Annotated in this window: 19 protein-coding genes; 12 read left to right on the top strand and 7 right to left on the bottom strand. The window is 71.9% G+C overall.

The genetic code is table 11. The features are described 5' to 3' along the window. Positions 1–36: 36 nt before the first annotated feature. Genes ACWICD_RS12170 through ACWICD_RS12135 form a run of 8 tightly spaced genes read left to right on the top strand, consistent with a single transcriptional unit; the run spans position 37 to position 10,610 of the window. Positions 37–1,008 carry an AAA family ATPase gene (locus ACWICD_RS12170; RefSeq protein WP_376128299.1) on the top strand — a complete coding sequence of 324 codons (972 nt, stop codon included), beginning with the start codon at positions 37–39 and terminating at the stop codon, positions 1,006–1,008. Then, positions 1,008–2,255, top strand: a complete 1,248-nt coding sequence (locus ACWICD_RS12165; protein ID WP_454140320.1) for a DUF58 domain-containing protein — start codon at positions 1,008–1,010, stop codon at positions 2,253–2,255. Before ACWICD_RS12170 ends, ACWICD_RS12165 begins: the two co-directional genes overlap by 1 nt. Further along, positions 2,252–4,621: a transglutaminase-like domain-containing protein gene (locus tag ACWICD_RS12160; RefSeq protein WP_454140314.1), complete on the top strand. Its 2,370-nt coding sequence runs from the start codon at positions 2,252–2,254 to the stop codon at positions 4,619–4,621. Before ACWICD_RS12165 ends, ACWICD_RS12160 begins: the two co-directional genes overlap by 4 nt. After that, positions 4,618–5,910 (top strand): RDD family protein, encoded by a 1,293-nt coding sequence (locus ACWICD_RS12155; protein WP_454140313.1) that lies wholly within the window; start codon positions 4,618–4,620, stop codon positions 5,908–5,910. The genes ACWICD_RS12160 and ACWICD_RS12155 overlap by 4 nt, the downstream gene beginning before the upstream one ends. Continuing rightward, positions 5,907–6,719 (top strand): PP2C family protein-serine/threonine phosphatase, encoded by an 813-nt coding sequence (locus ACWICD_RS12150; RefSeq protein WP_454140312.1) that lies wholly within the window; start codon positions 5,907–5,909, stop codon positions 6,717–6,719. The genes ACWICD_RS12155 and ACWICD_RS12150 overlap by 4 nt, the downstream gene beginning before the upstream one ends. Then, on the top strand, positions 6,716–8,263 hold the full coding sequence (locus tag ACWICD_RS12145; protein WP_454140311.1) for an FHA domain-containing protein: 1,548 nt from the start codon (positions 6,716–6,718) through the stop codon (positions 8,261–8,263). Before ACWICD_RS12150 ends, ACWICD_RS12145 begins: the two co-directional genes overlap by 4 nt. Continuing rightward, the gene (locus ACWICD_RS12140; RefSeq protein WP_454140310.1) at positions 8,260–9,891 is read left to right on the top strand and encodes a serine/threonine-protein kinase; all 1,632 of its coding nucleotides are present in this window, start codon (positions 8,260–8,262) and stop codon (positions 9,889–9,891) included. Before ACWICD_RS12145 ends, ACWICD_RS12140 begins: the two co-directional genes overlap by 4 nt. Beyond that, positions 9,888–10,610 carry a hypothetical protein gene (locus ACWICD_RS12135; RefSeq protein WP_376128288.1) on the top strand — a complete coding sequence of 241 codons (723 nt, stop codon included), beginning with the start codon at positions 9,888–9,890 and terminating at the stop codon, positions 10,608–10,610. The genes ACWICD_RS12140 and ACWICD_RS12135 overlap by 4 nt, the downstream gene beginning before the upstream one ends. A gap of 5 nt (positions 10,611–10,615) precedes the next feature. On the opposite strand, the gene ACWICD_RS12130 is transcribed toward ACWICD_RS12135, so the two are convergent. After that, on the bottom strand, positions 10,616–11,098 hold the full coding sequence (locus ACWICD_RS12130) for a recombinase family protein (protein WP_376128286.1): 483 nt from the start codon (positions 11,096–11,098) through the stop codon (positions 10,616–10,618). A gap of 46 nt (positions 11,099–11,144) precedes the next feature. Beyond that, positions 11,145–12,872, bottom strand: a complete 1,728-nt coding sequence (locus ACWICD_RS12125) for a cation:proton antiporter (protein ID WP_376128284.1) — start codon at positions 12,870–12,872, stop codon at positions 11,145–11,147. Between the two features lie 33 nt (positions 12,873–12,905). On the opposite strand from ACWICD_RS12125, the gene pip reads away from it, so the two are divergent. After that, positions 12,906–13,874: a prolyl aminopeptidase gene (gene pip / locus ACWICD_RS12120; RefSeq protein WP_376128282.1), complete on the top strand. Its 969-nt coding sequence runs from the start codon at positions 12,906–12,908 to the stop codon at positions 13,872–13,874. A 36-nt stretch (positions 13,875–13,910) separates the two neighbouring features. Here pip and ACWICD_RS12115 read toward each other — a convergent pair whose 3' ends face one another. The 4 genes from ACWICD_RS12115 to kynA form a co-directional block, all read right to left on the bottom strand. Then, positions 13,911–15,728 (bottom strand): aldehyde dehydrogenase family protein, encoded by a 1,818-nt coding sequence (locus ACWICD_RS12115; RefSeq protein WP_454140309.1) that lies wholly within the window; start codon positions 15,726–15,728, stop codon positions 13,911–13,913. A gap of 68 nt (positions 15,729–15,796) precedes the next feature. Continuing rightward, positions 15,797–17,032 (bottom strand): kynureninase, encoded by a 1,236-nt coding sequence (locus ACWICD_RS12110; RefSeq protein ID WP_376128278.1) that lies wholly within the window; start codon positions 17,030–17,032, stop codon positions 15,797–15,799. Next, positions 17,019–17,996 (bottom strand): hypothetical protein, encoded by a 978-nt coding sequence (locus tag ACWICD_RS12105; RefSeq protein ID WP_454140308.1) that lies wholly within the window; start codon positions 17,994–17,996, stop codon positions 17,019–17,021. Before ACWICD_RS12105 ends, ACWICD_RS12110 begins: the two co-directional genes overlap by 14 nt. Then, complete coding sequence (gene kynA / locus ACWICD_RS12100) at positions 17,993–18,778, bottom strand: tryptophan 2,3-dioxygenase (protein WP_376128312.1); 786 nt, start codon at positions 18,776–18,778, stop codon at positions 17,993–17,995. Before kynA ends, ACWICD_RS12105 begins: the two co-directional genes overlap by 4 nt. 143 nt (positions 18,779–18,921) lie before the next feature. On the opposite strand from kynA, the gene ACWICD_RS12095 reads away from it, so the two are divergent. Beyond that, a complete protein-coding gene (locus tag ACWICD_RS12095; protein ID WP_454140307.1) occupies positions 18,922–19,179 on the top strand; it encodes a glutaredoxin family protein in 258 nt (85 codons plus the stop codon). Positions 19,180–19,287: 108 nt separating this feature from the next. On the opposite strand, the gene ACWICD_RS12090 is transcribed toward ACWICD_RS12095, so the two are convergent. Further along, the gene (locus ACWICD_RS12090; RefSeq protein WP_454140306.1) at positions 19,288–20,598 is read right to left on the bottom strand and encodes a UDP-glucose dehydrogenase family protein; all 1,311 of its coding nucleotides are present in this window, start codon (positions 20,596–20,598) and stop codon (positions 19,288–19,290) included. A 91-nt stretch (positions 20,599–20,689) separates the two neighbouring features. Here ACWICD_RS12090 and ACWICD_RS12085 point away from each other — a divergent pair, with 91 nt between their 5' ends. Then, positions 20,690–21,829: a glycosyltransferase gene (locus ACWICD_RS12085; RefSeq protein WP_376128310.1), complete on the top strand. Its 1,140-nt coding sequence runs from the start codon at positions 20,690–20,692 to the stop codon at positions 21,827–21,829. Then, positions 21,826–22,944, top strand: coding sequence for a glycosyltransferase (locus ACWICD_RS12080; protein ID WP_454140305.1), 1,119 nt, complete (start codon positions 21,826–21,828; stop codon positions 22,942–22,944). The genes ACWICD_RS12085 and ACWICD_RS12080 overlap by 4 nt, the downstream gene beginning before the upstream one ends. Positions 22,945–22,974: the final 30 nt, after the last annotated feature.

Below are 22,974 nucleotides of genomic sequence, written 5' to 3'. Positions count from 1 at the left end.
ATACGCCCGCATCTTCGAGAGAAAGACACGACACACATGACTATGACCCCCGAACAGGCGGCCTGGTTCCAGGGCACCTTCGCCCGCCTCGTCGACAACGTCGACCGCGCCCTCATGGGCAAGCGCGAGGTCGTCGGGCTCGTGCTGGCGGCGATGCTCGCCGAAGGGCACGTGCTGCTCGAGGACGCACCGGGAACGGGCAAGACGAGTCTCGCGAAGGCCCTCGCGGCGACGGTGCAGGGCACCAGCAGCCGCATCCAGTTCACGCCCGACCTCCTGCCCTCCGACGTCACGGGCGTGACGATCTACGACCAGGCGACCCGCCGGTTCGAGTTCCACAAGGGTCCCGTGTTCGCCTCGATCGTGCTCGCCGACGAGATCAACCGCGCGTCGCCCAAGACGCAGTCGGCGCTGCTGGAGGTCATGGAGGAGTCGCGGGTCACCGTCGACGGCGTCGCGCACGAAGTGGGGCGCCCGTTCCTCGTCATCGCGACGCAGAACCCGATCGAGCAGGCCGGCACGTACAAGCTGCCCGAAGCTCAGCTGGACCGCTTCCTCGTCAAGACCTCGATCGGCTACCCCGACCTCGAGATCGCCGAGCAGATCCTCGCCGGGTCCGCCGACCGCAACCCGTCGGCGCACCTGCCGGCGATCATCACGACGAGCGCCGTCGCCGACATGGCCGACCTCGCCGCGACGGTGCACGTCGAGCCGGCCGTGCTGCGCTACACGGCGCAGCTCGCCGAGGCGACGCGTGAAGATGCCGCGACGCGCCTGGGCGTCTCGGTGCGCGGCTCGATCTCGATGATCCGCGTCGCGAAGGTGTGGGCGGCCGCGCAAGGACGTCACTTCGTGACGCCCGACGACATCAAGCGACTCGCTGCACCGACGTGGACGCACCGTCTCGTGATGGACCCCGAGGCGGAGTTCTCGGGCACGACGCCCGAGACCGTCATCGCCCGTGTGCTCGAGACCGTCGACGCTCCGCAGGCGAGGTCGGCAGCTTGATGACGACGGACGCGCTCCGCCCGGCGGCTGCCGTGGGGCAGCGCCGTGAGCACGCGCAGGGCGTCGCCCTGCTCGTGTGGGCGCGTGTCCGCAGCATCCTGTCGGTGTTCCGCCCGCTCGCGTGGGTGCTCATCGCGGCGGCCGTCGTGCTCTGGATCGCGGGCCAGACGCTCGGCTGGTGGGAGCTGACGATCACGGCTGTCGTGCTCGCGACCGTCGTCGCGCTGTGCGCCCTGTTCCTCATCGGTCGCACGACGTACGACGCCTCGCTCGATCTGAACCGCACGCGCGTCGTCGTCGGCGAACGCGCCGTCGGGGCGCTGACGCTCGCCAACACCGGCACGCGCGCGATCCTGCCCTCGCGCGTCGTGCTTCCGGTCGGGGCCGGTCGCGGCGTGTTCGCCGTGCGCCGCCTGGCGGCGGGAGAGTCCGCCGAAGAGCTCTTCGCGATCCCGACGCAGCGCCGGGGCGTGCTCGCGGTCGGGCCGGTGAGCGTCGTGCGCGGCGACCCGCTCGGCGTCTTCGAGCGCGTGCACCGTCGCGACGAGCCCGTCGATCTCTTCGTGCACCCCCGCACCGTGGCGTTCTCGGGCCAGTCGCTCGGGTTCCTGCGCGACCTCGAGGGGCTCCCCGCGACCGACCTCTCGCGCGATGATGTGTCGTTCCACGCCCTGCGCGAATACCAGCCCGGCGACGATCTGCGACACGTGCACTGGAAGTCGACGGCGCGCATCGGCGACATGATGGTGCGCCAGTACGAGGAGACGCGCCGGTCGCACTTCGTCATCGCCCTGTCGCGCAGCGCGGCGGATTATCGCGATTCGGACGAGTTCGAGCTCGGCATCTCGATCGCCGGGTCGATCGGCCTGCGCGCGCTGCGCGACTCGCAGCGCGTCGAGATGCGCGTGCAGGGCCGTGAGCTGCCGGCATCCAACGGCAAGCGGTTCCTCGACTCGCTCTCGATCATCGACCATTCCCGGCCCCGCGAAGGCGGCATCGTCGAGCTCGCCGGAACGGTGGCCGCGACGCTGCCGCTCGCGAGCGTCGTCGTGCTCATCTGCGGCAGCAACGTCGACGCCGCGGCGCTGCGCCGCGCGTGCGCGCGCCTGCCGTTCGGCGCGCGGGTGCTCGCGGTCGTCGCCGAGCCGGGCGCCACCCCGTCGCTGCGCCGCATCGGCGACGCCGACGTGCTCACGGTCGGCGCCCTGGACAAGCTCCCCGGCGCGCTGCGGAAGGTGCTCGCATGACCACTCCGACCACGACGCCGCAGCGTCTGCCGCTGCGGCGATGGGTCCTCGACCTCGTCGCCGTCGCACTGCTGCTCGCCGTGCCCATCGCGGGCTTCTGGCCGACGTTCGCGGCGCCGTCCTATCTGGTCGCCGCGCTCGGCGCGGCCCTGCTCGGCATGACCATCGCGTCGCTGGGCGCCCTGTGGCGCTGGGGAGCGCTGCTGATCGCCGGCGCGACGGTCGTCGTCTACTTCGTCTTCGGCGGTGCGCTCGCGCTGCCGCACACGACCGTCGCCGGGGTCGTGCCGACCCTCGACACGCTCGGGGGCCTCGCTCTGGGCGCCGTGACGTCGTGGAAGGGACTGCTCACGACGGTCGCCCCCGTCGCGGCGAGCGACGGCCACCTCGTCGTTCCGTTCCTGCTCACCCTCGTCGCCGCGGTCCTCACGACGAGCCTCGCGCTGCGCGTCGCCCGTGCCGCGTGGGCGCTGATCCCCGTCGCGGCATTCCTCGTCGTGCAGATCGCGATCGGCACGTCCGAGCCCGCCGCGCCCATCGTGCAGGGCATCGTGTTCGCCATCGTCGCGGTCGCGTGGCTGTCGCTGCGCGCCGCGTGGGCGCACAGCGGCGCGGCGATCTCGCTCGGCGGAGACGGCGAGGGGTCGTCGCGCACTGCCGCGACCCGTCGCATCCTGCTCGGCGGCGGGGTCGTCGCCGTCGCCGCCGTCATCGGCGTCGCGACGAGCGCTCTGGCGGCCCCCGAGGCTCCGCGCTACGTGCTGCGCGACGTCGTCATCCCGCCGTTCGACATCCGCGAGTACCCGAGCCCCCTGCAGGGGTTCCGCGCCCTCGTGCGCGACCAGGCGGACGATCCGCTCTTCCGGGTGTCGGGGCTGCCCGAGGGCGCGCGCGTGCGCATCGCGACGATGGACGCCTACAGCGGCACGGTCTACAACGTGTCCGACGAGGGCGCCGGATCGTCGAGCGCCTTCCGCCCCGTGCGCGGCAAGATGTCGCCGGATGCCGCGGGCACGCCCGTCACGCTGCGCTTCGACATGGGCGAATGGGACAACGTGTGGATGCCGGGCGCCGGAGAGATCGCCGAGGTCCAGTTCGACGGTCCGCGCGCCGACGACCTGCGTCGCAGCGCCCACTACAACGAATCGACCCGGACCGGCGTCGTCACGGGACGACTCACGACCGGTGACGGCTACACGATCGACACGACTCTTCCCGCCCAGCCCAGCGACGAGCGGCTGTCGGGCGAAGCCTTCGCTCCGGTCAAGCTGCCCAAGCAGGAAGGCGTCCCGCAGGATCTCGCCGACATCGCCGCGAAGGCGGTCGCCGAAGCGAACACGCCGATCGAGCAGGCGCGCGCGCTGGAGAGCTTCCTGGCCGACGGCGGCTTCTTCAGCCACGGGCTCGAGGGCGAAGTGCTCTCGCGAGCCGGCCACGGCGCCGAACGGATCCTGACCCTCGTCGATGCCGACCAGATGATCGGCGACGACGAGCAGTACGCGACCGCGATGGCCCTCCTCGCGCGCGAGATCGGGATCCCCGCTCGCGTCGTGATGGGCTTCTATCCCGAAGAGGATGCCGCGGGTCAGGCCGTCTTCACCGCGACGGGCGACACACTGCACGCGTGGGTCGAGATCGCCTTCGAAGACTCCGGCTGGGTGCGGTTCGACCCGACTCCGCCCGAGGACCAGGTGCCGAACGACCAGACCACGAAGCCGCGCGCCGATCCGAAGCCGCAGGTGCTGCAGCCGCCGCCCCCCGAGCAGGAGCCCGTCGACCTGCCGATCGCGATCCCCGACGACCGCGAGAGCGAAGACGAGGAGAAGAACGACCTCGGCCTGCTCGGCGCGATCCTGGCGATCGGCGGCGGTGTGCTCGGCGTGCTCGCCCTCCTGGCGGCGCCGTTCATCGTGATCGGTGTCTTCAAGGCGGCCAGGCGTCGTCGGCGCCGAGCCGCGGAGCGGCCCTCCGACCGGATCAGCGGAGGGTGGGATGAGCTCGTCGACCGCGCGGTCGACTACGGCACGCCCGTGAACTCCGGCGGCACGCGCCAGGAAGACGCGGTGACGGTCGCCGACGCGTTCGCCGAATCGCGCGTCGCGACGCTGGCGACCCGCGCCGATCTCGAGGTGTTCGGGCCGACCGATCCCACGCCGGCCGACATCGATGAGTTCTGGCGTCAGGTCGACGACATCGTCGGCGGGATGGCGGCGCACCGCTCGCTCTGGCAGCGGATGCGCGCCAGACTGAACCTGCGCTCGCTGCTGGCGGGCACACGGTTCGCGCTCCCCCCTCGCACAATCCGTGCCCGTCCGGTCGGCGACGATCGACGAGCCGACACCTCCCCACCCCCGGAGTCCGAATGAGTCACCCCAGCTACGCCCCGCCGGTCGCACCCGCGCCGCGCGGCCCCGCCCTCGCATCGATCGGGCGTCGCGTGGCCGCGTACGCGATCGACGGCGCGATCGGTGCCGCCATCATGGTCGTGCTGGCCGTCGTGGGCGTCGCGATCGCACTGCCGCTGTCCGACGGAAGTCCCCAGAGCGTCCTGTTGGTGCTCGCACTCGTCTACGGCGTCATCGGACTCGCGAGCCTCGCGTGGGCTCTCGTCTACACGGCGCTGCAGGGCGGTCAGGGCTCGCCGGGGCAGCGTCTGATGCGCGTGCAGGTGCGGGATGCCACCACCGGCGCCCCCCTCGGCTTCGGCCGCGCGCTGCTGCGCAACATCATCTGGGGGCTGGCAGGGTCCATCGTCGTCGGCTACTTCACGCCCCTCTTCGACCCGGTGCGGCGTCAGGGCTGGCACGACAAGGTCGTGAACGCCGTCGTCGTCGACGCCGTCGCCCGAGCCGACCGGTCTGACGGTCGCACGCCGTCGCGACCCGCGGCCACGCCGGCGCCCGCTCCGGGCCCCGCGGGCGCACCAGTGCCCGCTCCGGGCCCCGCGGCGCCCGCCGTGCCGCCGCCACCGCCGCTGCCGCCGCGCGAGTTCACACCGCCGCCGGCACCGGCGTACCCGTCGGCCGCTCCGAAGCCCGTCGCGCCCGCGTTCCGTTCGGCCGCGTCGGGCGACGGCATGATCTCGCTCGTGCCCGGAATCACGATCGACCCGACCGGTGGCGCGGCATCCCCGGCGCCCGCGGCACCGGCACCCGTGGCTCCGGCACCCGTGGCACCGCCGCCCGCAACGGCTCCGGCGCCCGCGGCTGCCCCCGCTTCGGCGACGCCCCCCGTGCCGCCGCCCGCCTACCTCGCGCCGCCGCGCGTCTCGACGCCGGGGCCGGCCTCGGAAGAGATCGACATCGACGAAACGCGCGCCGCGAGCCCGGCCCGCACGGTCGCCGTGCTCGTGTGGGACGACGGCACCCGCACCGCCGTGTACACACGCACGCTCTTCGGGCGCAATCCGGGCCGCGAAGAGGGGGCGGTCGTGGCGTCCGTCCGCGACGAGACGCTGTCGCTGTCGAAGACCCACTTCGAGATCGGATCGAACGCGGCGGGTCCGTACGTCGCCGATCGCCACTCGACCAACGGCACGACGCTCGTGCGCGACGGCGGGCGCCAGGTGCTCGCACCGGGCGTGCAGACGGCGCTGCGCCCCGGGGACGTGCTCGAGTTCGGTGATCGCCGCGCCACCGTCGGGGGCGACGCGTGAGTGTGCCCATCGTCGAGGTCGTCGCCGGTGCGGCGACGGATCCGGGCCTGCGCCGTCCGATCAACGAGGACTCGCACCTCGCGGCATCCCCGCTCTTCCTCGTCGCCGACGGCATGGGCGGACACCAGGCGGGCGAAGTCGCATCGGCCGCCGTGATCGCCGAGTTCTCGACTCTCGCGGGGCGCGGAAGCCTGTCGATGCGCGAAGTGCGCACGGCATTGGACGCCGCGCGGCGTCGCGTCGACGCGCTTCCGGAAGCGGCCGCGGGCGCGGGCACGACGCTCACGGGAGTCGTCATCGCCGACGTCGACGGCGTCGCGTGCTGGCTCACCCTCAATCTGGGGGATTCGCGCACCTATCTGCTCAGCGACGGCGAGTTCGACCAGATCAGCGTCGACCACTCGGTCGTGCAGGAGCTCATCGACAGCGGACAGCTCGACGCCGCCACGGCGGCCGTCGACGCTCGCCGCAACGTCATCACGCGCGCGATCGGCGGCGGCAGCTCGGCTGAGGCCGACTACTGGGTCATCCCGGCACAGGTCGGCGACCGGGTGCTCGTGTGCTCCGACGGGCTGTCGGGAGAATTGAGCAGCGAGCGCATCGACACCGTCCTGCGGGCGGAATCGGATCCGCAGGCGGCAGCGACCCGCCTCGTGCACGAGGCGATGCTGCAGGGCGGTCGCGACAACATCACCGCGATCGTCGTCGACGCCGTCGCGGTGCACCGCGGTGTCGCCGCCGACGACGGCGATGACGACGTCGACGAGGACACCCGACCCCGTGTCGGGACAGGAGGGGGTCGGCGATGATCGTCGGACGATACGCGCCGGGACCGTGGCAGGCGGTGGTGACGGGCCGCGGGCTCGTCGTGCTGGGCGCCGACGTTCCCATCACGCTGCTCGAGAGCGTCTGGCGTCAGGCCGACGCGGGCCGCGGGCTCCCCGCCGTGATCGAGGCCCTGACGGGTGCGTTCGGCACATCGCTCGCGGCGATCCCGCCGTTCGCCGTCGTGCTCGCCGAAGACGACGGCGTGCGTGCCGTCGTGCGGGGGGCGTTCGAGCTCACCGTCGAGACGGCGACCGGCGTCGAAGAGCTCTCGGGTGCGACGGTCACGACATGGACCGAGCGCACGATCCCCGGTGCGGTCCGCGCGAACATCGTGACGGCCGAGCACGATGCGCCCGTCGAGTACCCGATCCGCGACGGCATCGTGCTGGTGTCGGCCGTGACGGTCACCTTCGATGAGGCGGATGCTGCGCCGGTGGCCCCGCCCGAGCTCCACGCCGCGCGTGGCGCCACGCCTCCCGCAGCCGGGTTTGGGGCGGGTTCGGGCACGGACACGCCGGAGGGCGCGGCGAGTCGTGACGCGAATCCGCCCCAAACCCCGGACGCCGGTGGGGTTGAACCCGGAGTCGAGGTCGAGCTCCAGGCCGCGCGTGTCGCCACGCCTCCCGCAGCCGGGTTTGGGGCGGGTTCGGGAACAGAAACGCCGGAGGGTGCGGCGAGTCGCGACGCGAATCCGCCCCAAACCCCGGACGCCGGTGGGGTTGGACCCGGGGTCGAACCGGAATCCCAGGCCCAGGCCCAGCCCGAGCCCGCGGCCGGGGCCCACGCCCAGGCCCAGGCCCAGGCCCAGGCCCAGGCCCAGCCCGCGGCCGGGGCCGAGGCCGGGGCGCTGGCGACTCCCACGGCAGTGGAGGCGCCGGGGATCATCGACTCCGCCGCCGTCACGATGGCCGGAGCCGACACGCTCCTTCCCGCCGACTCGACCTTCGCGCGCGCGGCCGTCACGGGCGACAGCGCCTCCGCCGAAACCTCTGCCGACCCGGCCGAGGGCGACAGCGTCTGGGCGGCGACGGTCGTGCGCCCGACCGACGCGACCGGACCCGCCCCGGCACCCGCCGCGGGTGATCACGACGGTGAGACCATCTCGCTCGCACAGGCGCGCGCACTGCGCGGCGCGGCGGATTCCGACTCGATGCCGCCGCCGCTCGCGCCACCGCGGCGCACCGCGCCCGGTCGCATCCGTCTGTCCACGGGGCAGGAGCTGCTGCTCGATCGCACCGTCGTGATCGGCCGCCGGCCGCGATCGACGCGAGTCGTCGGCACCGATCTGCCGCACCTCGTCGCGGTCGCGAGCCCGGAACAGGACATCTCGCGCAGCCACCTCGAACTGCGGGTCGAGGGCGACAGCATCGTGGCGACCGACCTGAACACGACCAACGGCACGATCCTGCACCGGGCCGGGGCCGACCCCGTGCGCCTGCACCCGGGCGAGGCGACCGTCGTCGTCAGCGGCGACCTGCTCGACCTCGGCGACGGGATCACCGTCACGGTCGAGGAGACCGCATGAGCGCGAAGCGCGCGCCCATGGCGCCGCCGGATCTGCCGGGATTCACGTATGTCGACGTGCTCGGATCCGGCGGCTTCGCCGACGTCTACCTCTACGAGCAGCAGCTGCCCCGCCGCCGCGTCGCGGTGAAGGTGCTGCTGCTGGATCGCATCTCGAGCGGCTCGGTGGCGGAGTTCACCGCCGAGGCGAATGTCATGGCGATGCTCTCGACGCATCCCGCGATCGTCACGATCTATCAGGCCGGGGTCGCCGACGACGGCCGCCCCTACCTCGTGATGGAGTACTGCCCCAAGCCCAACCTCCAGGTGCGGTACCGGCGCGAGCCGTTCTCGATCGCCGAATCGCTGCGGGTCGGCGTCCAGGTCGCGGCCGCCGTCGAGACCGCGCACCGCGCCGGGGTGCTGCACCGCGACATCAAACCCGCCAACATCCTCGTGACCGAGTACAACCGACCGGCGCTCACCGACTTCGGCATCGCGTCGACGACGGCCGCCGCAGCGGAGTCCGCGGGCCTGTCGATCCCGTGGTCGCCGCCGGAGTCGTTCGCCGATGCGCCGCAGTCGACGCCGCGCTCGGACGTCTACGCGCTCGGCGCGACGGTGTACACCCTGCTGGCGGGGCGGTCGCCCTTCGAACAGCCCGATCAGCGCAACACCGCCGCAGACCTCATCCAGCGGATCGAGGCCGAACCCCTCCCCGCGCTCACGAGGACGGATTCCCCCGCGTCGCTGCAGTGGGTGCTCGAACGCGCGATGGCCAAGAACCCGGCCGACCGCTACGAGTCCGCCCTCGGGTTCGCGCGCGCCCTGCAGAAGGTGCAGATCGAGCTGTCGCACGCCGTGACGGCGATCGACATCCTCGATGACGCGCTGCCCGAAGAGGACGTCGTCGAAGACGATGACGACGGCCTGACCCGTGTGCGCGGCGTCGTCAGCATCAACCCCGAGACCTCGCCCGCGGCGGGGCTCACCCGGCCCTCGGCCGCGACCGCACCGGCGCAGTCGCGGCATGATCCGGCCGTCCCGGCCTTCGCGCCCGGCGTCGACGAGACGATGCTGCGCGCGCCGTCCGCCCCCGCCGAGGCCGCGACGGACGTGACCGCGACGATGCGCCGGCCGGTCGCCCAGCCCGCTCCGCCCGCAGAACCGCCCGCGTCGCCGCCGCTCGCCCCGCCGCCGCCCGCAGCATCCGAACCGCCGCGCGCGGCCCGGTCGCGCCGCGCCGTCCTCGGCTGGTCGATCGGCGGCGGTGTCCTGATCGTGCTCGCCGCCATCATCGTGGGGGTGTCGCTGCCGGGAATCCTCTCGGGGAACACGCCGACCCCGCCGCCGCCCGAGACCTCCGCCGACCCGCAGGACCCCGTCTCGGTCGTCGTGCCCGCACCCGCCGACGTCACGGCCGTCGCGAACGCCGACGACGTGACCTTCACCTGGACGAACCCCGACCCGAAGGACGGCGACCACTATCTGTGGTCGGTCGTGAGCATCGGCGCAGAGGCCTCGACCGAGAGCACGACCGAGACGAGCGTCACGGTGCCCGCCGATCCGTCGGGCCGCACGTGCATCGAACTGTTCACGGTGCGCGACAACGGTCGTTCGTCGCAGGCTGTCACCGAGTGCACGCCGTGAGCGCGCCCGCCCCGCTCACCGTCGAGTTCGCCGGCGAGGTCTTCCCCGTCTCACCCGACGCCGAGTTCACGGTCGGCCGCGAGGGCGACCTCGCGATCGACGACAACCTGTTCCTGCACCGCAACTTCCTGACCATCTCGCGCGTCGAGGGACTGTGGCTGCTCTCGAACGTCGGCAGCCGGCTGTCGGCGACGGTGACCGACTCCGGCGGACGCGTGCAGGCCTGGCTCGCCCCCGGAGCGCGACTGCCTCTCGTCTTCGCGAAGACGTCGATCATCTTCAGCGCCGGACCCACGACCTACGAACTGACCGTCACCTCGAGCGAGCCGGCGTTCCGCGAGACGGTGCGCATCGACGACGACGAGGGCGACGGACTCAGCACGATCGGCGACGTGCCGCTGACGCTCAGCCAGCGGCTCATGATCCTCGCCCTCGCCGAGCCCGTCCTGCGCCGCGAGGGCACCGGCATGAGCGAGCTGCCGACCTCGGCGCAGGCGGCGGAGCGGCTGGGCTGGACGCTCACCCGCTTCAACCGCAAGCTCGACAACGTGTGCGACAAGCTCGACCGCATCGGCGTGCCGGGGATGCGCGGGGGCGTGCGGTCGTACGCGACGAACCGTCGCGTGCGACTCGTGGAGCACGCGATGGCGGCGCGGCTGGTCACCCGCGAGGATCTGGCGCTGCTCGACGAGGCGCGCGACGCCGACGACGAGAGCTGACCGGGTCAGCGTCCCGTGTCGTAGAGGTGCCGGCCGCCGAGGCCCAGCACCTTGACCATGATGCCGCGCCGACGCAGCTCGGCGACCGTGCGGGTCTCTTCGTCGATGCTGCGGCCGAGGGCGTGCACGTTCGCGACAACGAGCACGTCGCCCGACTCGAGGCGGCCGACGAGGCGGTGCAGACGCTCCTCCCACGTCTCCATCGTCTCCGGCGCGGGGTGGCGGAAACCCTCGATCGGCACGCCGAATCGCGTGAGCTCGTTTCGCTGCTCGACGACCGACGGCATGTCGTCGCGGGCGACGACGAGACCGACGAGGCGAGATCCCGACGGTCGGGCCTGCCACCAGTCGCGCTCGGCGCGCAGCTCGCTGAAGCACTTGGGGCACTCCGCCGCCGCGTGCGGCAGGGTGACCGGGCTCGTGTCCGGACCCGGCGTCGGCTCGGCCCGGGTCGTGATCGCGGCATCCGCATCGATGATGTCGCTCATGGTGCTCCCTTGGTCCCGTCCATTGTCGCCCACTTCCGGCGCGCGGTCACTCGTCGAGGCGCAACCGCACGCTCAGCTCGTCGGCGTCGAGCTCGGCGAGCGCGTGGCGCAGCGCCGGCGTGCTGAACTCGCCGCCCGAGGACAGCTCGATGAGCCTGCGCCGCATCGCCTCGATCATCGTCAGGCGCACATCGAGCAGGTCGCCGCTCATCGTCGACATGTCCTCGTCGGGCGGCTCAGTCAGCCGCGCGCGCATGCGCTCGAGCATCCCGGCGGGAAAGGCGCTGCCGTCGCGTCGTGTCAGGGCGTCGTGCGAGAGGGCGGCCGCCGCGGCGCTGCGCAGCTCGTCGTCGAGTCGCCGCCGATCGTGCGCTGAGGCGCCGTCGCCGGACGCGGGCTCGAGGCGCAGCAGCCGCACGAGCCACGGCAGCGTGAAGCCCTGCAGCATGAGGCTGCCGACCGCGACGAGGAAGGCGACGAAGATGAGCAGGGGGCGCTCGGGGGTGTCCCGGGGGAGCGTCTGCGCCGCGGCGAGCGTCACGACGCCGCGCATGCCGGCCCACACGATGATCGTGCCGTGCTTCCAGCCCAGCGGCGCCGCCTGATAGTAGGCGAGGTCGGCGAAGGCCCGCGTGATGCGCCGGCGGGCCGCGACGAGGCGCCGCGCGTGATGCGGTGGCGCGTCGGGGTGACGCGCCGCTTCGTGCTCGGCGACGGCGTGGTCGATGCGATCGCTCAGCCGCTGCAGCTTCTCCTTCCGCTTGCCGCGGGCCCGCCGGCTCTGCAGCCAGACGAGCACCGACACGTAGACGCCGCGCACGACGAGCACGATGCCCAGCGCCGTGAGGGCCAGGAGCGGTCCGTGCCCGACACCGTGGTCGCTGCGGATGTTGTGGGCGAGGATGTCCTTGAGCTCGAGCCCCATCACGAGGAAGACGGCGCCCTCGAGCATGAGTTCGACCGTGCGCCAGTTGAGGTCGTCCGATCGGCGCTGCTCGGGCGTGAACCACCGCACCGAGCCCTGTCCCGTCACGATGCCGGCGACGACCGCGGCGACGAGACCCGACCCGCCCAGGTGTTCGGTGGGCAGGTAGGCCGCGAACGGCACGACGAAGCCGATCGCGGTGTTGGCGGCGGAGTGGCGCACGAGCGCGCGCAGACGCAGGTTGAGGTAGCCGATGAGCCCGCCGACGATGAGGGCGACGATGACGCCCCACACGAACGCGCCGATGAAGCCGCCGGCCGGAACTCCGGCCAGCGCGACGCCCGCGATGGCGGTGCGCAGCAGCACGAGCGATGTCGCGTCGTTGAGCAGGCTCTCGCCCTCGAGCAGCGTCACGACGCGGCGCGAGAGTCCGAGACGCTTGACGATCGACGTCGCGACGGCGTCGGTCGGGCTGAGGATCGCCCCCAGTGCCAGGGCGAGCAGGAAGGGCAGCCCGGGAATGACGGCGACGAAGAAGAAGGCGAGCGCGATGGAGCTGACGATGACCAGCAGCACCGACAGGCCGGCGATGTGGCCGAGGTCGCGCCGGAACTCGATCGCCGGCAGCGAGACGGCGGCCGAATAGAGCAGCGGCGGCAGCACCCCGACGAGGATGATCTCGGGGTCGACGGCGACCGGGGGCACGAACGGCAGCAGACTCACCCCCAGCCCGACGAGCACGAGGATGAGGGGGCCGGCGATGTTGAGCTTGGGGGCGACCGCCGTGGCGCCGGCGATCACGACGACGCCGATGATGATGAGGACGAGGGGGCTCATCAGCTCTGCCATGCCGAGAGCCTACGGCGCGGTACGGTCGAGATCATGACGCTCGACGAGATCCTCTACCCGCCGATCGAGCCGTACGAGACGGGTGAGCTCATCGCGGGCGAGGGCAACCGGCTCTACTGGGAGCAGTCCGGCAACCCCGACGGCAAGCCCGTCGTGTTCCTGCACGGCGGACCCGGCGGGGGCACCGCACCGTGGCATCGCCGGTTCTTCGACCCCGAGCGCTACCGCATCGTGCTGTTCGACCAGCGCGGATGCGGCCGCTCGACGCCGCACGCGAGCGCGCCCGAGGCCGACCTGCGGCACAACACGACGTGGCACCTCGTCGCCGACATGGAGCTGCTGCGCCGCAATCTCGGCATCGAGCGCTGGCAGGTCTTCGGGGGATCGTGGGGCAGCGCCCTCGCGCTCGCCTACGCCCAGACCCACCCCACCGCGGTGTCCGAGCTCGTGCTGCGCGGGATCTTCACGCTGCGTCGTCACGAGCTGGAGTGGTTCTACGAGGGCGGCGCCGCGGCGCTCTTCCCCGACGAGTGGGAGAGGTTCCTCGCCCCGATCCCGGTTCTGCAGCGCGCGCGGCTCATCGAGGCATACCATCGGCGCTTGACCGATCCCGATCCGGCCGTGCATCGTCCGGCAGGGGTCGCGTGGTCCCGGTGGGAGGCCGCCTCGCTCACGCTCCGTCCTGATCACGAGCTCATCGAGACCATGACCGAGCCGGACTCGGCCGTCGCGTTCGCGCGCATCGAGAACCACTACTTCCTCCACGGCGGCTGGTTCGAAGAGGGTCAGCTGATCGCCGACGCGGGCCGGCTGCGCGGCATCCCGGGGGTCATCGTGCAGGGCCGTCACGACGTGTGCACGCCCGCGATGACGGCGTGGGATCTGCATCGCGCGTGGCCGGAGGCGGAGCTGGTGATGATCACGGATGCTGCGCACTCGGCGTCGGAGCCGGGGATCGCGGCCGCTCTCCTCGAGGCGACGGACCGCTTCGCGGCGGAGTGAGCGTCGTCGCGCCGGCGCGTGTCCGGGCGGTCGGCGTCAGGCGCCGAACGCGCGCACGAGGGTCGCGACGAGCCCCGATCGGCGGCCGTCCATGCGGAAGCGGGTCAGCCCTTCGCTCACGACATCGCCCGTGCGCGACGTGACGAACCAGGGCGGCTTGGGCAGCACCGAGAAGCTGCGCCCGCGGGAGCGGATGAGCCCGCGCGGATCGAGCGAACGCGGGAACGGACGGAACGGGCCGCGCACGACCGAGCGCTCGACGCGATCGAGCAGCAGCGCGTTGTGCACGATGCCGATGCCGCTCTCGACGTTTTCGCGCGTCGCCCCGGGGAACCCGCCCCACGTGAGGGTCGGGGTGAGAAAGCCCAGCGCCGTCCACGCGTTGACGGCGATCGAGCCGTAGCGCAGGTCGGCGATCGCGCGCTCGAGACCGGCGCCGAGCGCCGCCTCGGTGACGGGGTCGACCAGGAGGTTCGCGCCGAGCGTGCCGACGAGGCGATCGTTCGCGTGGGCGACGGCCGCGTCGACGAAGCGCTGACCCGTGCCGGGCAGAGCGATGACCCCGAGCACGGGAGCGAAGTACTCCGTCGTCTCGAGCGCTGTCGCGTCGTCGTCGGGTCCGATCTCGACGAGCAGGCGCGTGCCGTCGGCGCACGCCTGGGCGCGCGGGTAGTCGGCGGCGGCGTCGGCGAGCTTCTCGTCGCCGCGCGGGTACCAGACGGGCCGCGCCGGCGCTGCCGCGTACGCGCGGCGCAGCGCCGCGGTGAACGCGTCGCGCTGGGGCCAGTCGGCGCTCAGGATGACGACCTGTCCCGCGATGCAGTTGTGCCCGCTGTTCTGCAGCCGCATCGTCGTGATGTGCTCGGCGTGAAAGCGCAGATCCGCGTCCGACCACTCGCCGGGCACGACGATGATGGGCGAGACCCCGCCGAGCTCCGCGGTGATCGGCTTCTCCAGCCCCCCACCCCCCGACTGCGCCCCGGTCCCTGAGCTTGCCGCGGTCCCTGAGCTTGTCGAAGGGTCGCCCCCTGACTCCGCTCCGGTCCCTGAGCTCGTCGCGGTCCCTGAGCTTGTCGAAGGGTCGCCCCCCACGATCGCGTCGAACGTCGCGGCGGCGCCCGTGATGTGCACGTGAGCGATCTGCGGATGCCGCGTGAGGTACGCTCCGACATCGCCCCCGCCGCGGACGATCCGCAGGAATCCGGGCTCGATGAGCGGCGCGAGCGCTCGTTCGTAGACAGGGACGAGGTCGTCCTGCGTCGGGTTCACCTTGAGCAGCGCGACGCGGTTGTGCGCGAGCAGCTCGTAGAGCACGTCGAGCACGGGGATCGAGGTGACGTTGCCGGCCCCGAGCACGAGTCCGATGCCGCCGGGGGTCGTGGGGGACAGCTGCGCGAGTCCGGCGTCGCGGCGAGCCGCGGCATCCGTCACTCCGGGCTCGAACCACACTTCGCCGGTGTATCCCGACAGCAGCAGCCCGTCGATGGGGTCGAGGGGGAAGACCTGCGCGCGCCGGCGTCCGCCGGGCGCGGGCGATGTCGCGATGCCGTGCAGGGGGCTCTCGCCCTTCGCGAGACGCTCGAGCGTGCGGCGGTAGGCGTCCAGCGCGACGATCGTGCCGTACGGGCCGGCGAGCCACTCCTCGCCCCGCAGCGGATGGTCGGCGTCGAGACCCTTCGAGGCCGCGGCGATGTCGGCCCACTCCCCGGCGACGGCGGCGACCGTCGTGCGCACACTCTGCATGAGACGTGCGCGCTGGGTCAGCGTGAGGTGCGTCCACGTGGTGGCGCCGGTCGCGAGCTGCGCGATCGCGGCATCGAGCGGCGCACGGGTGTTCTTGCTCACCTGGGGCACGGGCCCTCCTTCCGGCAGGGCGGTCCAGTCTACGGGCGGGGCGGATGCCGCGTGCGGCTCGCCGCCCGTCAGCTCGCGCGGACCGCCGCGGCGACGGCCCGCAGGCCCGTGAGCGTCTCGGCGAACGACGTCGACAGGGGCGACAGCCCGATGCGCAGGCCCTCGGGATCGCGGTAGTCGGGGATGACGTCCTCGCTCCACAGCCGGGCCGTCACGGCGCGCATCGACGGGTGCGACAGCGTCACATGCCCGCCGCGCAGCTCGGGGTCGCGCGGCGACGCGAGGGTCACCCCGAGCGGAGCGAGCAGCGCGTCGGACACGTCCACGGCGAACGAGGTCAGTGCGACCGACTTCTCGCGCACGGCGTCGATGCCGGCGCTGTCGATCATGTCGACGGTGTCCTGCATCGCGAGCATCCCCACGATCGGGGGCGTGCCCGAGAGGAACCGACGCATCCCGGCCGCGGGCTCGTACGCCGGCCCCATCGCGAAGACGTCGGCCGTGCCCATCCATCCCTGGATCGGCTGCGCGAGCCGGTCCTGCAGCCCCGCCGCGACGTAGGCGAACGCGGGCGAGCCCGGACCGCCGTTGAGGTACTTGTAGGTGCATCCCACCGCGAGGTCGAAGCCCCATTCGTCGGCGTGCACGGGCACCGACCCGGCCGAGTGGCACAGGTCCCACACGATGAGCGCGCCGGCGTCGTGCGCGATGCGAGTGAGGGATGCGGCATCCGCGAGGTAGCCCGACCGGTAGGCGACGTGCGACAGCAGCACGACGGCGGTCTCGGGTCCGACCGCCGCCTGCAGCGCCTCGGCCGTCACACCCGCCGACAGGTCGACCTCGACCCAGCGCACGCGTCCGCCGCGCTCGCGGGCGATGCCCTCGACGAGATACCGGTCGGTCGGGAAGTTGTCGCGATCGACGACGATCTCCACGCGCGCGGGATCGGCCGCGTGCTGCGCATCGAACGCCGCGCGCACGAGCTTGTAGAGCAGCACGGTCGTCGAGTCGCCGACGACCGTCTGACCGGAGGCGGCGCCGATGACCGCCCGCCCGATGGCGTCGCCGACGGCGAAGGGCAGCTGCATCCACGACTCGTCCCATCCGCGGATGAGCCGCCCGCCCCACTCCTCGGTCGCGAACCGCGCAAGGCGATCCACCGACGCGCGCGGCGGGCGTCCGAGCGAGTTGCCGTCGAAGTACACGAGCGACGACTCGGCTCCGACGAACAGGTCGCGGAAGCGGCGCAGCGGGTCGGCGGCATCGAAATCGGATGCGGCGCGGTCGAAGTCAATCCTGGTCATGTACGAGCTCCTCGGTGAGAACGACGGTCGCGGTCGCGAGCCACGCGGGCAGCTCGTCGACCGTGTCGGGCGGCGTGCCCGGGATGAAAGTCGTGAAGGCGCCCGTGCCCGGCTCGAGCGGCCACGCGTCGGTGAGGGCGTCGATGAGAGCGGGACCGTCGAGACCCGCGTCGACGAGGGCCGCGAGCTCGCGCGCGTTGACGCCCGTGGGCAGGTCGCCGTTGCCGAGGTCGGTGCCGTAGAGCACCGTGCCTCCCGCCGCGGCGAAGGCGGCGAGGTTCGCGACGGCGGTCGAGCGCGCGTCGCCCTCGTGGATGTCGAGCGTCGAGATCCACCGCTGCCCGGCGGCGACGGCGCTCGCTATGAACCGCGGGCCGAGATGCTCGGTGGGCGTGTGGGCGAGCGCGTCGACACCGGCGCGCAGCGCGAGGCGCGGCATCCCCTCGCCTTCCGCGTGCGCGACGACGGGCAGCGCGCGATCATGCGCGGCCGACACGATCGCGGCCAGGGTCTCGCGGTCGAACACGGGCCCCGCCGTGCTGTTGAGGGCGACCTTGATGACGGATGCACCGAACGCGGCCTGCTCGGCGACGGCGGTCGCCGCCCCACCCGGCACGCCCTCGTGCGGGGAGTCGCTCGTCACTTCGCGCACGACGGCGTCGGGGGCCCATGAGCGGCCGGACGGGTATCCGCTCGGCACCGTCAGGAACGCCCCCGCGAAGGCGCGGCGGGGCACGGCGCGTCGCGGTCGGCGCGTGAGCGCGGCGGGGTCTCCGCCGAGGTCGAGGATCCCGGCGATGCCGCCCGCCGTGAGGGCGCGGTCGTCGATGAGGTGCAGGTGCACGTGGTGATCGATGAACGGGGGCAGTGCGACGCCGGTGCCACCCGTGAGGCCTTCCCGGCACGCGGATGCCGCGGGGCCGAGCAGCCGCGCCAGCCGCAGCGGATCGACGGGGTCGTTCACAGCTCCGTCCGCACCGCGAGCAGCTCGGGGAAGAACGTCAGTTCGAGCGCTCGCCGCAGGAACGGCACGCCGCTCGAACCGCCCGTTCCGATCTTGTGGCCGATGATGCGCTCGACGGTCTTGAGGTGACGGAAGCGCCAGAGCTGGAAGTTGTCCTCGAGGTCGACGAGCTCCTCGCTCGTCTCGTACGCCGCCCAGTGCTCGGAGGGGTGCGCGTAGATCTCGGTGAAGACCGGCACGAGCTCGGGAGCGAAGGTCCACGCCTGCGTGACGTCGCGCTCAAGCACGCTCGCCGGGATCGTGTAGCCCCTCCGTGCGAGCAGGCGCAGGAATTCGTCGTACAGGCTCGGTGCGTTCAGCGCCGCCGAGACGAGGGCGTGGGCCGCGGGGTCGGATTCGAAGACGCGCAGCATCCCGGCGTTCTTGTTGCCGAGGGTGAACTCGACCGCGCGGTACTGCGCCGACTGGAACCCGCTCGAATTGCCGAGGACGCCGCGGAACTCGACGTACTCGGCCGGGGTGAGCGTCGCCAGCACCGACCACTGCTCGGTCAGTGTCTTCTGGATGTGCTTGACGCGGGCGATGCATTTGAGCGCGAGTCCGAGGTCGTCCTGGCGCAGGTGCCGGCATGCCGCGCCGAGCTCGTGCAGCACGAGTTTGAGCCAGAGCTCGGTCGTCTGGTGCTGGATGATGAAGAGCAGCTCGTCGTGGTGCTCGGGATCGCTGAGCGGATGCTGCGCGGCCAGCAGCGTGTCCAGTTCCAGGTAGCCGCCGTAGCTCATGCGGTCCGAGAAGTCGGTCACGACTGTGCCCTCGATGATTCGGGTGTTTCCTTCGATGCCGTCGTTCACGCCCTTGAGCGTAGACGGTCGACTGTCTTCGTCGTCAGGCCCTGTCGCCGGATTCTCAGGACAGAATGGAGGGCATGACCTCTGACTCGACCATCACGATGTTCGGCGCCGAATGGTGCTCGGACTGCCGCCGCACGAAGAAGCAGCTCGACGACCTCGGCGTGGAGTACACCTACGTCGACCTCGAGGCCGACCCGAAGGCGGCCGACGTCGCGCGCGACATCTCGGGGCGCACGAACATCCCCGTCGTGGTCTACCCCGACACGTCGCACCATGTCGAGCCGTCCAACGCCGACGTCGAGGCGAAGCTGCGCGAGCTCTCCCTCATCTGACCCCCTGACCGCGAGACTGCAACGGCACGCCGAGACTGCGGGTGTTACCCGCTGTCTCGAGCTCCCGTTGCAGTCTCGCGGTCAAAAGGCGGCGGGTCACGGCGGGCGTCAGCGGCGGCCGAGACCGCGGTAGGTCCAGCCGGCGGCGCGCCAGCGCGCGGGGTCGTAGGCGTTGCGCGCGTCGACGATGTTCGGCGTCGCGACGAGCGGCCGCACCACCTCCGGGTCGAGGTAGCGGTACTCGTCCCACTCCGTCACGAGCACGACGACGTCCGCACCGCGCACGGTGTCCTCGAACGATGCGCGGTAGTCCAGCTGCGGATGGCGTGCTCGGGCGTTCTCGATGGCGGCCGGATCGGTCACCCGCACGTCGGCCCCGAGCCCCTTCAAGCGCACCGCGACGTCGAGCGCGGGTGAGTCCCGCACGTCGTCGGAGTGGGGCTTGAACGCGAGACCGAGCACCGCGACGACCTTGCCGACCGGCTGACCGTCGAGCGCCTCGACGACGTGGTCGACGACCTTGCTGCGCCGGCGCAGGTTGATCGCGTCGATCTCCTTGAGGAACGCGACCGAGTCGGCGCGGCCGAGCTCTTCGGCCCGCGCGGTGAAGGCGCGGATGTCCTTCGGCAGGCAGCCGCCGCCGAAGCCGACACCCGCGCCGAGGAATCGGCGGCCGATCCGGTCGTCGTGGCCGATCGCGTCGGCGAGCTGCACGACATCGGCGCCGGTCACCTCGGCGATCTCGGCCATCGCGTTGATGAACGAGATCTTCGTCGCGAGGAAGGCGTTCGCGGCCACCTTGACGAGCTCGGACGTCGCGAAGTCGGTCACGATGAGCGGGGTGTCGAGCGCGATCACGGGCGCATACGCTTCGCGCAACGCGGTCTCGGCCACGGCCGCCTGATCCGGCTCGGGCGGCAGACCGAACACGAGCCGGTCGGGGGTGAGCGAGTCCTTCACGGCCCAGCCCTCGCGCAGGAACTCGGGGTTCCACGCGAGTACGGCGCCCGAGCCGGCGATCCGCTCGGCGAGGGCGGCGGCGGTGCCCACGGGCACCGTCGACTTGCCGGCGATGACCTCACCCTCGCCGATGTGCGCGAGCACGCCGTCGATCGCGGCGTCGACGTAGGACATGTCGGCGGCCGTGCCGTCTTTACGCTGCGGGGTGCCGACAGCGATGAAGTGGATGCCGCTGCCCGCGGCATCCGTCATGTCGGTCGAGAACCGCAGCCGGCCGGACGCGACGTGCGTCTGCAGCAGTTCGGGCAGGCCCGGTTCGAAGAACGGGGCCTCGCCGCGCGTGAGCGCCGCGATCTTGTCGGCGTCGACGTCGATGCCGACGACGTCGTGGCCGAGTTCGGCCATGGCCGCCGCGTGGACGGCTCCGAGATATCCGCATCCGATGACCGAGATCCGCATCGATGTCCCTTCGTTGTTGGCGCTCGTCCATCATGGCGTGCTCGCGTGCAACGATGGGTGGGCTCACCCCCGGAGCGCAAGGGAGATTCCCATCGAACTGTCGATCGTCGTACCGACCTACAACGAGGCGCCCAACGTGGCCGAGCTCGTGCGGCGAATCGCGGCCGCGACGGCGGGAATCGCGTGCGAGATCATCGTCGTCGACGACAGTACGGATGCCACCCCCGACGTCGTGCGGGAGGTCTCGGCGTCGTCGACGATCCCTGTGCGTCTGCTCCACCGTGAGCGGGCGGTGGGGGGGCTCGGCGGGGCGGTGCTCGAGGGATTCGCCGCGGCGATGTCGGACCTGTGCCTCGTGATGGACGCCGATCTGCAGCATCCGCCCGAGAAGATCCCCGAGATGCTCGCGCGCTTTCGCGAGGGCGACGTCGACGTGGTCGTCGCGTCGCGGTATGCCGGCGGCGGCACCGCGAACGGACTCGCCGACCGTACGCGGGTGTTCGTCTCGAAGCTGTCGACCGCGGTGACCAAGTCGATGTTCCCCGTGCGACTCAAAGACGTCACCGATCCCATGACGGGGTTCTTCCTCGTCGATCGCCGTTCTCTCGATCTCGACGGCCTCAAGCCGCGCGGGTTCAAGATCCTGCTCGAGATGCTCGCGCGCAAGACGCTGCGCGTCGCCGAGGTGCCGTTCGATTTCGCCGATCGGCACGCGGGGGAGTCGAAGGCGTCGCTGCGGCAGGGAGTCCACTTCATGACGCAGCTGACGGCACTGCGATTCGGCAAGATGTCGCTGTTCGCCGTGGTGGGCGCGCTCGGAGCGGTCGCGAACATCGCGATCGTGTGGGCGCTGACCGCGGTCGGGATGGACTACATCCTCGCCGCCATCATCGCCGCCGAGGTGACGATCATCGGCAACTTCCTGCTGATCGAACGGTTCGTGTTCCATGACATGCGGGGCGAGGCATCGGGCGGCTGGGTGCGGTTCGCGAAGTCGTTCGCGTTCAACAACGCCGAGGCGCTCGTGCGCATCCCCGTGCTCGCGCTCATGGTCGAGACGTGGCACATCTCGGCGGTGCTGGCCACGGCGATCACGCTCGCGGTCGCGTTCATCGTGCGCTTCGTCTTCCATTCGCTCGTCGTCTACGCCCCGCGCAAACCGGAGCCGTCGCGGGCGCGGGCGATTGTGGAGAGAATCGACGAACACGTCGTCCAACCGGGAGAGCTGTGACCACGATCGCGCTCGCACACGATTACGTCACACAGCGTGGCGGAGCGGAACGTGTCGCGCTCGCGATGGCGCGCGCGTTTCCCGGGGCCCCCCTGCACACGACGCTGTTCCACGCCGAGGGCACTTTTCCCGAGTTCGACCAGCTCGACATCCGCACGTCGCGCGTCGACCGCTGGCCGGCGCTGCGTCGGCACCACCGACTCGCCCTTCCGTTCCTCGCCGGTGCCGTCGACGCGCATCCGATCGACGCCGATGTCGTGCTCGCGAGCTCGAGCGGATGGGCGCACGGATTCCCGACGGCAGGTCGCAAGGTCGTGTACTGCCACGCGCCGGCGCGGTGGCTCTATCAGCTCGACCGGTATGCCGGTGGTGACGAGGCGCCGGGAGTGCGCGCCCGAGCGGTTCGCGCGGCGATCGGGATGCTGGGGCCGCGACTGCGGCGATGGGATCAGCGCGCCGCGGCGACCGCGGACCGCTATCTCGTCAATTCGACGGTCATCCAGCGGGCCGTGCAGGATGTCTACGGAATCGACGCGGAGGTGCTCGCGCCGCCCCCCGCCACGCTGCACCCCGATGACGCGCGCGAAGAGATCGCCGGCGTCAGGCGTCCGTTCCTGCTGTGCGTGGCGCGCCTCCTGCCCTATAAGAACGTCGACCTCGTGATCGAGGCCGTCGCGGCGGCCGGTGGGCTCGACCTCGTCGTGGTCGGCGACGGTCCCGAACGCAAGACGCTCGAGGCGCTCGCGGCGCGCGCGGGCGGCACGCACCTGGTCGGCAAGGTGTCCGACGCGCAGCTGCGCTGGCTGTATGCGCAGTGCGAAGGTCTGGTTGCGGCATCCTACGAAGACTTCGGGCTCTCGCCTCTCGAGGCGGCGACCTTCGGCAAGCCCACGGCCGCACTCCGAGACGGCGGATACCTCGACACGGTCGTCGAGGGGCGCACGGGTGTCTTCTTCGACTCCCCGACGGTCGACGCGGTCGCCGGCGCGATCGGGGAACTGGCCGAACGGTCGTGGAGCGCTCTCGAGATCACGGCGCACGCCGAGTCGTTCTCAGAGGAGCGGTTCGCCACTCGGCTGCGCGATGTCGTCAGCGAGGTGGTCTCCCATCGTTGACGCGCGAGGAACCCGTAGGACAGCAGCTCT

It is taken from the genome of Microbacterium sp. NPDC055357, assembly GCF_053644835.1.
The sequence above is the reverse complement of the archived record's forward strand: the minus strand, read 5'-3'. Positions and strand labels throughout refer to the sequence as shown.